Genomic DNA, 14,557 nt, shown 5'->3' on the forward strand with positions numbered 1-14,557 from the left:
CCGACGTGACATCCGAGACCGAATCCGCCGACCGGGGTCCGCTGCACCGGGCCATGGCCACGATCCGTACGCTGCAGGGCCGCCTCGCCGCCCGGGAGGAGAACCGGCCGGTGGCGATCGTCGGCGCGGGCCTGCGGCTGCCGGGCGGGATCACGAACCTCGCCGGCTACTGGGACGTGCTCGCGGCGGGCCGCGACCTGATCCGCCCGATGCCGGCGGCCCGGCAGGACCGGTTCGCCGCCGAGTGGCAGACGCTGCCGCGGCGCGGCGCCTTCCTCGACGACGTCCTCGGCTTCGATGCCGCCTTCTTCGGCCTGAGCCCGCGGGAGGCCCGGCATCTCGACCCGCAGCACCGGCTGCTGATGGAGGTCGCCTGGGAGGCGCTGGAGGACGCGGCGCTGCCCACCGACCGGCTCGGCGCCCACTCGGCCGGCCTGTTCCTGGGCATCATGTGGCAGGACTACCGCGACTGGCAGGCCGGCGAGCCGGACGCCTTCTGGACCACCGGCAACGGCCACAATTTCGCGGCCGGGCGCATCGCCTACACCCTGGGGCTGACCGGACCCACCCTGGCCGTCGACACGGCCTGCTCCTCGTCGCTGGTCGCCCTGCACCTGGCCGTGCAGGCGCTGCGCCGGGGCGAGTGCGAGGTGGCCCTGGCCGGCGGGGTGAACCTCATCCTGTCGCCGCGGTCGACGCGGCTGGTCGCCGAGACACGGTCGCTGGCACCGGACGGCCGCTGCAAGACCTTCGACGCCGCCGCGAACGGTTTCACCCGCGGCGAGGGCTGCGGTGTGGTGGTTCTCAAGCCGCTCGACGCGGCCCGGCGTGACGGCGACCGCGTCCACGCGGTGATCCACGGATCGGCGGTCAACCAGGACGGCCGGTCGGGCGGCTTCACCGTGCCCAACGTGCTGTCGCAGGTTCGCCTGATCGAGGACGCCCTTGCCGACGCCCGGCTCACTCCGGCCGACATCGGGTTCGTCGAGACGCACGGCACCGGCACCGCGCTCGGCGACCCGATCGAGCTGGAGGCGCTGGCCGCCGCGCTGGGGCGCCGCAACGCCGGCGCGCCGCTGCCGGTCGGCGCGGGCAAGACCAACCTCGGGCACCTGGAGTCGGCGGCCGGCGTCGCCGGGCTGCTCAAGGCGGTGCTCAGCCTGCGGCAGCGGCAGATCCCGCCGGTCGTGCACTTCCGCACGCTCAACCCACGGATCGACCTCGACGGCACCGGCATCGTCGTGCCCGCGCGGCTCACCGACTGGGCACCCGGGGCGGGCCGCTACGCCGGGGTCAGCTCGTTCGGCATGAGCGGCACCAACGCGCACGTCGTGCTGGGCGCCGCGGAACCGCCCGGCGCGCCGGCGGACGACGCCCCGGCCCCGGCCGGGTTCGAGATCTCGGCCAGGACCGAGCCGGCACTGCGCGACCTCGCCGCCCGGTACGCCGCCCGGCTGGCCACGCTGCCCGCCGCGGACTTCCCCGCCCTGGTGTCCACCGTCGCGACCGGCCGCAGCCGTCTCGCCGAGCGAGCCTGGATCGCCGCGGCCGAACCCGCGACGGCCGCCGCCGCCCTGCGCGAGCTGGCCGAGGGCCGTCCGACGGCGCGGGTCGTCCGGCTCGGCCCCGCCGATCCGGCTCCGGAACAGCCGCCCGCCACCCGCCGGGTCGTCGACCTGCCGACCTACCCGTGGCAGCGCAAACGCTACGAGCCGGAACAGCCGGCCGAGCCGGCGCCGCTGTTCACCCTCGACTGGCGCCCGCTCGCCCCGGCCGGACCGGCCACCCGGCCGGACCCGCTCGTGGTGGCCGGGGACGACACCCGGCTGCTCACGTCGATCGTGCGCGAGGCGGCCGCGGCCGGCCTGGCCGGCACCGTGCTCGGTCCGCTCGCCGGGCCGCCGCCGTCCGGCTGGGACACCGGCGACCTGCCGGCCGGCCGGGACGGCTGGAACGCCTTCTGGTCGGCGCGGGCCGGCCGGGCCACCACCATCCTGGCGCCCGCCGCCGCGCCGCTCGCGCAGGCCACCTCGACCGGGGCGGCCCGGTGCGCGGCGGTCGTGGCGGCGGTCGGTGTGGCCGCCGAGCGCGGCGGCGGACGGACGTACCTGGTCACCCGCGCGGTCCGGCGGACCGGGGACGGCGACCGTCCCGAGGCCACCGACCACGGCCTGCTGCACGGCCTGGCACCGACCCTGGGCCTGGAGTACCCGGGCGGCTGGGGCGGCGTCGTGGACCTGCCGGCCGATCCGCTGCCCACCGACGTACGCCCGATGCTCGACCTGATCGCCGCCGGTGACCCGCCGGAGCTGGCTGCCGTCCGCGGCGGCGTGGTGCTCGCCGCGCGACTGACCCCGGCACACCCCGGCGCCGGACTGCCGGAGCTGCGCCCGGACGCCACCTACGTCGTCACCGGCGGTCTCGGGGCGGTGGGCCGGCAGCTGACCGCCGAACTGGTCGACCGAGGCGCCCGGCACCTGCTGATCGTGGGCCGGCGCCCCCGCACGGCGCTGCCCGGGGTGGCCGCCGGCTTTCTCACCGAGCTGGCCGCGCGGGGCGTCGACGTCCACTACCGCGGCGACGGCTGCGACACCGCCGAGAACCTGGCGCTGGCCTGCGCCCCGCTCGCCGCGCTGCCGCCCGTACGCGGAGTCCTGCACGTGGCCGGCACCGTCACCAGCGTCGCGGCCGCGGACCTGGACACCGCCGCGTTCAGCGCGGCCGTCGCCGCCAAGGCGGGTGGCGCCTGGCTGCTGCACCGGGCCGCCGACGACTGGCCGCTCGACTTCTTCGTGCTGGTCTCCTCGGTCTCGGCGCTCTGGGGTGCCAAGGGGCACGCCGCCTACGCCGCCGCGAACGGCGCACTCGACCTGCTCGCCGCGTTCCGGCGCGGGCGTGGCCTGCCCGCCACCAGCGTGGCGTACGGGCCGTGGGCCCTCGACGGCGACGGCATGGCCGACCGGGAGATCCGGGAGCGCGCCGAGCGCATCGGCATCGCCGCGATCGGCCCGGCCGAGGGCCGCCTCGCCCTGGCCGCGGCGGTACCCGGCCCGGCCGGACAGGTGATCGCCTGCCGCGCCGACCTGCCCCGCCTCGGCCGGATCCTGCCCCGGTCGCGCACCGGCCTGCTCGCCGGGCAGACCGGTCCGGCTGCCGAGGCGACGGGTGAACCGGCCCCGATCCCGGCGCCGGCCGATGCCGCCGCGGTGCGCGCCACGATCGCCCAGCTGCTCGCCGCGCAACTGGGCTACGACGGCGCCGCCGACATCCGCCCCGACATGGGCTTCGCCGACCTCGGCCTCGACTCGATCAACGCGGTCGACCTGGCCGAGCGGCTCACCGCCCGGCTGGGCCGGGCGGTGGAGGTCACCGCGCTCTTCGACCACCCCAGCGTCGCCGAGCTCGCCGCGTACCTGACCGGCGGTGGGCGACCGGCCGCTCCCGCGCCGCCGGTGCGGCCGGCGCCGGCCGAGGCGCCGGAGCCCGCCGCGCCGGCCGGGGCCCGGCCGCCGCTCGGCGGCGAGCCGATCGCGATCGTCGGCATGGCCTGCCGTTTTCCCCGGGCGGACTCGACCGGGCAGCTCTGGGAGCTGCTCGACGCCGGAGTCGACGCGGTCGGCGAAGCGCCCGCCGACCGCTGGGGCAGCGAGATCCTGCGCGGCGAGCGGGTCACCACCGACCAGGGTGGCTACCTCGGCGGCATCGACCTGTTCGACGCCGGCTTCTTCGACGTGCCGGCCCGCGAGGCGCGCAGCATGGATCCACAGCAGCGGCTGCTGATGGAGACGGCCTGGCACGCGCTGGAGGACGCCGGCATCGACCCGGCGGCGCTGCGCGACACCGCGACCGGGGTGTTCGTCGGCATCAGCTACGCCGACTACGCCCGGCTGCTGGCCCAGGGCGGCGCCGCCGACGTCGACGCGTACTACGGCACCGGGACGGCGCTCAACGCGGCGGCCGGGCGGCTCGCGTACGCCCTCGGCCTGCACGGCCCGGCGCTGGCCGTGGACACGGCCTGCTCCTCCTCGCTGGTGGCCGCGCACCTGGCCGTACGCGCGCTACGCGCCGGGGACGCCGACGCGGCCCTGGTCGGCGGCGTCAACATCCTGCTCGACCCGATGTCGTCGGTCGCGGTGAGCCAGGCCCACATGCTCGCGCCGGACGGCCGGTGCCGGACCTTCGACGCCGGCGCCGACGGCTTCGTACGCGCCGAGGGCTGCGGTGTGCTCGTGCTGAAACGTCTCGCCGACGCCCACCGTGACGGTGACGACGTGCTCGCGGTGATCCGGGGCAGCGCGGTCAACTCCGACGGCGCCTCGTCCGGCCTGACCGTACCCAACGGCAGCGCCCAGGAGCGGCTACTCACCGCGGCGCTGGCCGACGCCGGGCTGCCCGGCCACGCGGTGTCCTACCTGGAGGCGCACGGCACCGGCACCCGGCTCGGCGACCCGATCGAGGTGGCCGCGGCGTGGCGCGCCCTCGGCCCGGGCCGGGGCCCCGACGAGCCGCTGCTGGTCGGCTCGGTCAAGAGCAACATCGGGCACTGCGAGTCGGCCGCCGGGATCGCCGGGATCGTCAAGGTGCTGCTCGCGCTGCGCCACGACCGGATACCGGCGAACCTGCACTTCCGTACGCCCAATCCGCACGTGGACTGGGCCGGGACGAACGTCCGCGTGGTGGCGGCCGGGACGCCGTGGCCGCGCGGCCCGGTGCCGCGGGTGGCGGGCGTCTCCGGTTTCGGCTTCACCGGGACGAACGCGCACCTGGTGCTGACCGACCCGGACCGGGTGCCGCCGACGCCGCCGGCGCGGCCCGGCGGAGCGCACCTGGTGACCGTGTCGGCGCCCGACCCGGACGGCCTGGCCCGGGCGACCGCGGCCTGGCGCGACCGGCTCACCGGCGCGGCCGACGGCGAACTCGCCGCGCTGGCCGCGGCGAGCGGGCGGGGCCGCGCACACTTCCGGTACCGGCGGGCGGCGGTCGGGCGTACCGGCGCCGACCTGGCCAAGGAGCTCGCCGCCGGCGGGCCGGTGTCCGGCGCGTCCGAGCCACCCCGGGTCGCGTTCCTCTTCACCGGCCAGGGCAGCCAGTACTTCGGCATGGGGCGCGACCTCTACGAGACCGAGCCCGCCTTCCGCGAGGCGTTCGACCGGTGCGACGACCTGATGCGCCCGCGCCTGGGCGCGAGCCTGACCGAGCTGGTCTTCACCGGGGAGGACGCGGCCGCGCTGCACCAGACGCGAGTGACCCAGCCGGCGATGGTCGCCCTGGCCGTGTCCCTGGTGGCCACCTGGCGCAGCTGGGGCGTGGAACCGGTGACCGTCCTCGGGCACAGCGTCGGCGAGATCGCGGCGGCGGTCTGCGCGGGAGTCCTCGACCTGCCCACCGCCTGCGCGTTCGTGGTCCGGCGGGCGGAGCTGATGCAGAGCACCGAGCACGGGCGGATGCTGTCGGTGGCGGCGCCGGAGAAGTCGGTCGAGGAGTGGATCCGGGGCACCGGCCTGGACCTGGCCGCGGTCAACGGGCCGGCGGCGACGGTGGTCGCCGGTCCGGCCGAGGCGGTCGAGGTCCTGACCGCGCGGCTGAGCGCCGCGAACGTGCGGCACCGGCCGCTGGCCACCTCGCACGCCTTCCACTCCCGGCTGATGGAGCCGATCCTGGAGGAGCTGCGGGGCGAACTGGCGGACCTGCGCACCGCACCCGAGACGACGCCGCTGGTGGCCAACCTGACCGGGCGCACCGGCACCACCCTCGACGCCGCGTACTGGTGCGAGCAGGTCCGCCGGCCGGTCCGTTTCCACGACGGCCTGGTGCGCCTCGGCGAGATCGGTGCGGACGTGCTTCTGGAGATCGGGCCGGACCGTACGCTCACGAACCTCGCCGCCGCCGCCGGGCTGGTGCCGGCCGGCGGGGCGGTGGCCTCGCTGCGCCGCGGGATACCGGCGCGGACGGCCATGCTGACCGCCGTGGCCACGCTCTACCGGGCCGGGCAGCGACTGGACTGGCGCCGCGTCCACCCGAGCCGGCCGGGGCGGGTGGACGCGCCGCGCTACCCGTTCGCGCGTACGTCGTACTGGGCGCGGCCACAGCAGGTGCCCGCCGGGGAGCCGGCCGCGCCGGCCGGCCCGGCCTGGGGGACCGAACTGCGCTCGCCGGCGCTGCCCGGCCGGGTGTTCGTGAGCCACCGCAGCACCACCTACCCGGCTCACCTGACCGACCACCGCCTCTTCGGCACGGTGTCCGTGCCGGGCGCCTCCCAGCTGGCCACCGTCGTGTCCGCGCTCGCCGGCGACCACGACACCGTGCGGCTGCACGACGTGCACTTCCCCCGGGCGCTGGTGTTGCACGAGGGCGAGCGCTACGAGCAGCAGGTGATCGAGTCGCCGGGGCCGGACGGCCGCCGGGTCACCGTGCAGAGCCTGGTCGACGACGAGGCCGGGCGCTGGCAGGAGCACCTGGTCGCGCGGGTGCCGGCCGAGCCGCCCGCGGCCACCGGCCGCCGGCCCCGGACCGGCCACCTGCGCCACGAGGCCGAGCGGGAGCTGACCGGCGAGCAGTTCTACCGGCACCTGCACACGCTCGGCTACCATCTCGGCCCGTCGTTCCGCTGGATCGACCACGTCTGGATCGACGGCGACCAGGCCCTCGTCCGCCTGATCCGGCCGGCCGAGACACGGGAGGACCCGGCCGGGTACGCGGTGCACCCGGGACTGCTCGACAGCTGTCTGCAGAGCGCCGTCTGCTTCGCGGTGGACGGCGAGCCGGACGGCGACGGCGCGGGGCTGGCCATCCCCTTCTCGATGTCCCGCCTGGCCTGGCACGCACACCCGGCCGGCGACGCGGAGTGGTGGGCGCACGTGCGGGTGCGGCGCGACGCCGGCGGGACCGGGCTGCTGCGGGTCGGCTCGGCCGACATCCACCTGACCGGTCCGGGCGGGCAGACCAGCGTGCTGATCGAGGACTTCCGGTTCCGGCACGCGCCGCGCGCGCTCGTGGAAGCCTCGCTCAGTGCCCGGGCCACCGTGCGGCGCGTCGATTGGACGCCGGTGTCCGGCGACGGCGCACGACCGGGCAGCGTGTCGGTGCTGGGCGCGCCGGCGGTCGCGGACGCGCTCCGGCAGGCCGGCCTGGAACTTGCCGACCCCGCCGCCGGCGCCGTACTGGTCGACGCCCGGTTCGCCACCGATCGCCAGGCCCCCGATCAGGTCGCCGCCGAGGTGGCCCGGACCCTGCGGACCCTCCCGCCGCACCGTGGCTACGCCTTCCTCGGCCCGCCCGGGCCGGACGGCCGGCCGGTCGTGGAGGCGATCGCCGGGCTGCTGGCCGGCCTCCGGGCCGAGCAGCCGGACCGGCGGGTCCGCGTCATCGAGCCCCGCGAGGCCTGGCGCCCGGAGCACCTCGCGGCCGCGCTGGCGGTGCCGGTGCCGGACGACGGCGTGCTGCTGGCCACCGGCCCGGACGGCCTCCGGGCCCGGCACCTGACCGACCTGGAACCGCCGGCGTCACCACCGGTCTGGGATCCGGCCGGGTCGGCGCTGATCACCGGTGGCCTCGGCGCCCTCGGCCTCAGCGTGGCCTCGTTCCTGGTGGCCCGCGGCGTCCGGCATGTCACCCTGATGGCCCGGTCCGCGCCCGACGAGCCGGCCCGGCGGGTGCTCGGCGACCTCACCGCCGGTGGGGCCACCGTCCAGGTCGTCACCGGCGACGTGGCGGACCCGGCGGACTGCCGCGACGCGGTCGGCCGGGCCGGCCGGGACGCGCCCCTGCGTTTCGTCTTCCACCTTGCCGGCGTCACCGACGACCGGGCCTTCGACACGCTGACGCCGGACTCGTTCGCCTCGGTGTTCGCGGCCAAGGCCGACGGAGCGGTTCAGCTCGCCGCCGCCGTCGGCACCCGGCAGCTCACCGCGTTCGTCCTGTTCTCCTCGGCGGCGGCGGTGCTCGGATCGGCCGGGCAGGCCAACTACGCCGCCGCCAACGGCTACCTCGACGGCCTGGCCACGGTGCTGCGCGAGGCCGGTGTCCCGGCGACGAGCGTGGGCTGGGGGCCGTGGAGCACCCGCTACCGGGAGGGGCTCGCCGACACACCCGCGGTGCGCAGATCCATGCGCGTACGCGGTCTGCGCGCCCTCACCGACGACCAGGCCTGGCCGGTGCTCGACGCCGTGCTGGCCGGCGGCCCCGATCGGCTGGTCGTCGTGGCCGGGGGCGCCGAGCCGGCCGTCCCGCGGTCTCCGGCGGCGCGGGCCGGGGCGCCGGGCCGTGGCTGGCTGTGCGACCGCCTCACCGATCCGGCCGCACTGCGGGGCGAGATCGGCCGGATGGTGGGGGAGGTGCTCGGCGAGCCGGAGCCGATCGATCCCGGTCTCGGGTTCATGGACCTGGGCCTCGACTCGATCATGACGGTCGACCTGCAGCGGCGCCTCTCGCACGCGATCGGCCGGGACCTGCCGGTCACCGTGGCGCTCGACCATCCGACGGTCGACCGGCTGGCCGCCTACGTCGAGGCTCCGGCGGCCGGGCCGGCCCCGGAACCGGTGGACGACCTCGCTCCGCTCGACCGGGCCGACCTGGCCGAGCTGTCCCTCGACGACCTCGTCCGCGCGGTCCGCGCCGACGTCGCGACGGAAGGGTGAACACATGGACGAGCAGGAGATCCGGCAGCTGATGGCGACCCAGCTGGAGAAGTCGCGCCGGCTGCAGGCCCGGATCGGCGAGCTCGAGGCGGCGTCGCGGGCCCCGGTAGCGGTGATCGGCATGGGCCTGCGGCTGCCCGGCGGGGTGACCACACCGGAGGACTACTGGGACCTGCTGCACCGGCCCGGCGACGTCGCCCGTGAGATCCCGGCGGACCGGCCGGGGCTGCGCGCGGTCTTCGACCCGGTGCCGGGCCGGGCCGGGCGGTCGTACGTGGATCGCGCCGGGTTCCTCGACGACGTGGCCGGTTTCGACGCCGCCTTCTTCGGCATCTCGCAGCGGGAGGCGGCCCGGCTCGACCCGCAGCAGCGGATGCTGCTCGAGACGGCGTGGGAGGCGCTGGAGCGGGCCGGCCTGGCGGTGCGGCGTTCCGACCGCCTCGACGTCGGCGTCTACCTGGGCATGATGGCCTCGGAGTACAACGAGCGGCTGGCCGACCGGGGCGACGCCAGCCGGGTCGACCCCTACTACACCACCGGCGGCGGCCTGTGCTTCGGTGCCGGCCGGATCAGCTACGTGATGGGCTTCAAGGGCCCGGTGATCAGCGTCGACACCGCCTGCTCCTCCTCGCTGTCGGCGCTGCACCTGGCCGTCCGCGCGCTTCGCTCCGGTGAGTGCCGGTACGCCCTGGTCTGCGGCAGCAACCTGCTGCTGTCGGCCAACCTGATGGTCTCGCTGAGCCAGGCGCGTGCCCTGTCACCCGGCGGCCGGTCGCGCTCGTTCCTGGCCGGAGCCGATGGGTACGGGCGCGGCGAGGGCGTCGGCGTGCTGGTGCTGCAGCGCCTGGCCGACGCCGAACGCGAGCGTCGTCCCGTCCTGGCCGTGGTCCGGGGCACCGCGATGAACTCCGACGGCGCCGCCTCGGGGCTGACCGCCCCGAACGGCCCGGCCCAGCAGGAGGTGGTCCGGGCCGCGCTCCGCGACGCCGGCACCGACCCGGCCGAACTCGGCTGGGTCGAGGCGCACGGCACCGGAACCGCGCTTGGCGATCCGATCGAGGTGCACGCGCTGGCCGAGGTGCTCGGCGAGAGCATCCGGCGGCGTGGCGTCCCGCTGGCGATCGGCAGCGTCAAGGCGCGCCTGGGCCACCTGGAGGCCGCGTCGGGGATCGCCGCGGTGATGAAGACCGTGCTGATGCTGCGGCACGGCGAGATCCCGGCGGCGCTGGACCCGGAGGACGGGCCGCTCAACGAGCACATCGACTGGGCCGCCCTGCCGTTCACCGTGCCCCGCGACCACCAGCCGTGGCCCGCGACCCTGGCCGGGCGGGTGGCCTCGGTCAACTCGTTCGGGATGAGCGGGACGAACGTGCACGCGGTGCTCGCCGCCGGCCCGCCCGTCCCCGACGGCGACCCGGTCCCGCCCGAGCGGCCGCACCTGCTCACCCTCTCGGCCCGGAGCGAGCCGGCGCTGACCGCGCTGGCCCGGTCGGTCGCCAGCCGGCTGAGCAAGGCGGCGCCGGCCGAGGTCGCCTCGATCTGTCACACCTTGCGGTGCGGGCGCGCCGCGTTCGCGTACCGGATCGCCGTCGTCGCCTCGACCGGAGCGGACCTGGCCGTACGCATCGAGGAGGCGCTGTGGCGGCCGATGACCGCCGTGCCCCGAGGTGGCCCCGGACCGGTACGCCTGCTGTCCGGTGACGCCGGTGTGCCCGCGCTGCTGCACGACCTCGGGGTGCCGGCCGTCCCCCAGCCGGGCACCGGCGCGGCGCAGCTCGCCTGGGGTGGCCGGCGGTTTCCGCTGACCACCCTGGAAGGCACCCTGACCGCCGTGGCGGCCCTCTTCGAGGACGGCGCCGACCTGCGGTTCGACGCCCTGCGCGGGCCGCACGACCGCTTCGTCGCCGACCTGCCGACCTATCCGTTCCAGCGGCGGCGCTTCTGGGTGGACGAGCCGGTACCCGGCGGTCCGGCCGTGGCCGGCGCGCCCGAGCCGACCGGCGACGGCGCGCCCGACGTCGCCGACCGGACGGCCGTGCACGACTATCTGGCGGCGCGGCTGCGGGAGGTGCTCGACGCCGACGAGCTCGACGAGCAGCGTTCGTTCCTGGACAGCGGCGGGGACTCGTTCGCCTCGGTGCTGTTCGTGCAGCGGGTCGAGCAGGCCTACGAGGTCGGCCTGCGCCCCGAGGACCTGCCGCTCGACCTGCCGCTGGCCGAGTTCCTCGGACGGCTGGCCGCCGGTGTCGTCCGGCGCACCGGGACAGCGTCGTGACGAGCCTGTTCGTGCGGCCCCGCCGGGTGGCCGACCCGGAACTCACCCTGGTCGTCTTTCACCACGCGGGCGGCTCGGCGGCCGGGTACCACCCGCTGACCCGGTGGCTGCCGGAGCGCTGGGACCTGCTGATCCTGGACATGCCGGGGCGCGGCAAACGCGTTGGCGAGCGCCTGCCGGACACGCCGGCCGGGTTCTACGCCGGGCTGCGCCGCGACATCCTCGGCCTGTCCGGCACCGGGCCGTACGCGCTGTTCGGGCACAGCCTCGGCGCCGTGGTCGCGGTGGAGGCGGCGTACGCGCTGCGGGAGCGCGGCACCCCGCCGGTCTGGGTGGGAGTCTCCGGACGTCTCCCGCCGGGCCGGTCCCTGGCGGCCCCCGGCCTCGCCGCGGACATGCCGGACGACCGGCTGCTGCGGGCGCTGCACGCCCTCGGCGGCCTGCCCGACGGCCTGGCCGCCGCGCCCGCCTTCCAGCAGCGGTTTCTCGAGCTGCTTCGCCACGACCTGCGGGTCCTGGCCGGGCACCGGCCAGACCCGGCGCGCGGGCCCCTGCCGGTGCCGCTGACCGTCTTCGGGAGCACGGAGGACCCGCTGACCCCGGTTCCGGAGCTCGCCGGCTGGGCGGCGATGACGACCGCACCGGTCCGGCAGCGGATCTTCCAGGGCGGCCACTTCCCCTTCCGCCGCGACGGCTTCCGGGAACTCGGGGCGGCGATCACCGCCGAGATCCGCGCGCTTTCGCTGACCGACGGGAGATGAGCAGTCCCATGACCATCGATCCGACACTCGGCACGCCCCCGGCCACCGACCTGCGCCTGCTGATGGCGTCGTTCCCGACCGGGGTCAGCGTGGTGACCGCGCTGGGGGAGCCAGCCGTTCCCCGCGGCATGACCTGCACGTCGCTGTGCAGCGTGTCGCTGGACCCGCCGGTGCTGCTGGTCTGCCTGCGCTCGGACAGCCCGACCCGGGAGGCGGTGGCGGGCAGCAGCCGGTTCGCGGTGAACCTGCTGCACGCCCGGTCGCAGCAGGTGGCTCGCATGTTCGCCTCCGGCCGGGCCGACCGCTTCGACCTCATCCAGTGGCGCCACGGCGCCGAGGCGGCCGGGCCGCACCTGGTGGCGGACGCGCACACGGTCGCCGACTGCTCGGTCCTGGCCACCCACGTCGTCGGGACCCACACGGTGGTCATGGGCCGGGTCGAGCGGGTCACCGCGCTGCGCGAACAAAACCCGCTGCTGTACGGCCTGCGCCGCTACGCCACCTGGCCCGACGCCCCCGAACCGGCCTGAGCCCGCCGACAGAGAGGACCCCTCATGGTTGCAGGACCCACCCGGCACGCTCTGGTGCTCGGCGCCGGACTGGCCGGCTCGCTCGCCGCGGCCGCGCTGGCCCGCCGGTTCGACACGGTGACGATGGTCGAGCGTGACGACCTCCGAACCGCCGCCGGTCCGCGCCGTGGCATCCCGCAGGCGCGCCAGTCCCACCTGCTGATGGGCGCGGGGGCCCGGGCGATGGAGAGCCTCGTGCCCGGGGTGCTCGGCGACCTGCGCGCCGCCGGTGCCCACTTCCTGGCCGCACCGACCGAGGTGGCCTTTCTGACCAAGTACGGCTGGCTGCCCCGTACGCCGCACGACGAGTACGTCGTCTGCTGCGGCCGTGACCTGCTCGACCGGGTGGTCCGGAACCGGGTCCTGGCCCGGCACCGGATCGAGGTGCTCGACGCGCACGACGTGGTGGGGCTGCTCGGCGTGCCCACCGCGGTCGGCGGTGCGGTGGTGCGCAGCCGGCGGACGGGCGAGCAGTCCGTCGTCGCCGCCGATTTCGTGGTCGCCGCGACCGGGCGGTCGAGCCGGGTCGCCTCGTGGTTGCGGGATCTCGGGCTGCCCGAGGTGCCGGACGAGGTGGTCGACGCGGGCACCGCCTACGCGACCCGGATCTTCGATGCCGGGCTGCCCCCGGGGCAGCGGGCACCGGCGATCGTCATGATCGCCAACGTGACCGGAGACGCGGTCGGCGGCGTGCTGCTGCCGATCGAGGACGGCCTGATGACCGCCACGATGATCGGCATGCGCGGGTCGGAACCGCCGACCGGCGACACCGAGTTCCTCGCCTTCGCCAAGCAGCTGCCCCACCCGGAGATCGCCGACGTTCTCGCCGCCGCGCAGCCGGTCGGCCCGGCCCGCGGCTTCCGGGGCCTGGTCAACCGCCGCTCGCTCTTCGAACGGCTGCCGGCCTGGCCGGAGCGGTTCGTGGCGGTCGGCGACGCGGCGGCGGTGCTGAACCCGGCGCACGCGCACGGCATGTCGGTGGCGGCGTTCGGGGTGGCCGCGCTGGCCGCCGGGCTCGAGCGGCACGGCAACACGCCGGGTCTGGCCGGTCGCGTGCAGCGGGCGGTCCGGCGGCGCGGCCGTGACGCGTGGGATCTCGCGGTGAGCGACGACCTGCGGCATCCGCGGGTGCTCGGCCCGCGGCCCGGCCCGGCCGGGCGCGTCCAGAACCGGTACGCCGACCGGATCACCCATGTCGCGACCGCCCGCCCGCCGGTGACCCGGGCGCTCGTGGACGTCATCGCCCTGGCGAAGCCGGTGTCGGCGCTGCTGACACCGCGGCTGCTCTGGGCCGCGGCCCGCGGACCGGGTCAGACACGACAGCAGGAGGCCGGGAAGTGATCGAACATCACGACGTCGAACTGAGTGGAATCCGTCTGCACGTGGCCGAGCAGGGCGCCGGGCCCCTGGTGGTGCTGCTGCACGGGTTCCCGGAGTTCTGGTACTCATGGCGCCACCAGCTGGCCGGCCTGGCCGCCGCCGGCTACCGCGTGGTGGCGCCGGACCAGCGGGGGTACGGCCGCAGCGACCGCCCGGCCGACGTCGGTGCGTACACGCTGCCGCAGCTGGCCGGGGACGTCATCGGCCTGATCCGGGCGCTCGGCGAGAAGCAGGCGTTCGTGGTCGGCCACGACTGGGGTGCCATGGTCGCCTGGGCCGTCGCCACCATGCGGCCCGACATGGTGCGCGCGGTGGCCGGCGTCAGCGTGCCGCCGTTGCCGCCGCGCGAGCCGCAGCCGCCGCTGCGCGCGGCCCGTGAGCGGTTCGGCGGCCGGTTCTACTGGAACTACTTCGAGACGCCGGGCGTGGCCGAGGCCGAGTTCGGCAAGGACCTCGACACGACGTTCCGCCGGATGCTGTTCGGCGCCTCGGGCAGCCGGCCGGCCGACCGGGAGCCGGTGCCGCCTCTCGTGCCGCCCGGCGGCGGGTTCCTGGACCTGGCCCCCGAGCCGCCGGCCACCCTGCCCGCCTGGCTGACCGAGGCGGACATCGCGGCCTACGTCGAGGCGTTCACCGAGTCCGGTTTCACCGGCGGCCTCAACTGGTACCGCAACCTGGACCGCAACTGGGAGCTGACGGCCGTGTACGACGGCGCCGTCATCACCGCGCCGGCGCTGTTCGTCATCGGCGAGCGGGACAGGGCGTTCGCCGGTGTCGAGGCGATGGACGCCGCGGTCGCCACCCTCGCACCCGGCCACCGGGGAACGGTTGTCGTACCCGGCGCCGGTCACTGGGTCCAGCAGGAGGCGCCGGAGCGGCTGACCGGGATCCTGCGGGACTTCTTGGATGGAGTCTGAGACCAGGTGGGCCCGCTCC

The 14,557-nt window shown here is 76.4% G+C and carries 6 protein-coding genes; all 6 read left to right on the plus strand.

Translation table 11 applies throughout. The annotated features are described in order from the left end of the window. The first annotated feature begins 5 nt into the window (after positions 1-5). Genes Actob_RS21540 through Actob_RS21565 form a run of 6 tightly spaced genes read left to right on the plus strand, consistent with a single transcriptional unit; the run spans position 6 to position 14,538 of the window. Positions 6-8,636: a type I polyketide synthase gene (locus Actob_RS21540; RefSeq protein WP_284922122.1), complete on the plus strand. Its 8,631-nt coding sequence runs from the start codon at positions 6-8 to the stop codon at positions 8,634-8,636. A 4-nt stretch (positions 8,637-8,640) separates the two neighbouring features. Then, positions 8,641-10,911, plus strand: coding sequence for a type I polyketide synthase (locus tag Actob_RS21545; RefSeq protein WP_284922123.1), 2,271 nt, complete (start codon positions 8,641-8,643; stop codon positions 10,909-10,911). Next, positions 10,908-11,672: a thioesterase II family protein gene (locus Actob_RS21550; protein WP_284922124.1), complete on the plus strand. Its 765-nt coding sequence runs from the start codon at positions 10,908-10,910 to the stop codon at positions 11,670-11,672. The genes Actob_RS21545 and Actob_RS21550 overlap by 4 nt, the downstream gene beginning before the upstream one ends. Positions 11,673-11,680: 8 nt before the next feature. After that, positions 11,681-12,202 carry a flavin reductase family protein gene (locus tag Actob_RS21555; protein ID WP_284922125.1) on the plus strand — a complete coding sequence of 174 codons (522 nt, stop codon included), beginning with the start codon at positions 11,681-11,683 and terminating at the stop codon, positions 12,200-12,202. 24 nt (positions 12,203-12,226) lie between these two features. Then, positions 12,227-13,582 carry an FAD-dependent monooxygenase gene (locus Actob_RS21560; RefSeq protein WP_284922126.1) on the plus strand — a complete coding sequence of 452 codons (1,356 nt, stop codon included), beginning with the start codon at positions 12,227-12,229 and terminating at the stop codon, positions 13,580-13,582. Continuing rightward, a complete protein-coding gene (locus Actob_RS21565; protein ID WP_284922127.1) occupies positions 13,579-14,538 on the plus strand; it encodes an alpha/beta fold hydrolase in 960 nt (319 codons plus the stop codon). The genes Actob_RS21560 and Actob_RS21565 overlap by 4 nt, the downstream gene beginning before the upstream one ends. The last annotated feature ends 19 nt before the right edge of the window (positions 14,539-14,557 follow it).

This window comes from Actinoplanes oblitus, assembly GCF_030252345.1.
In the GTDB taxonomy this organism is placed as follows: Bacteria; Actinomycetota; Actinomycetes; order Mycobacteriales; family Micromonosporaceae; genus Actinoplanes; species Actinoplanes oblitus.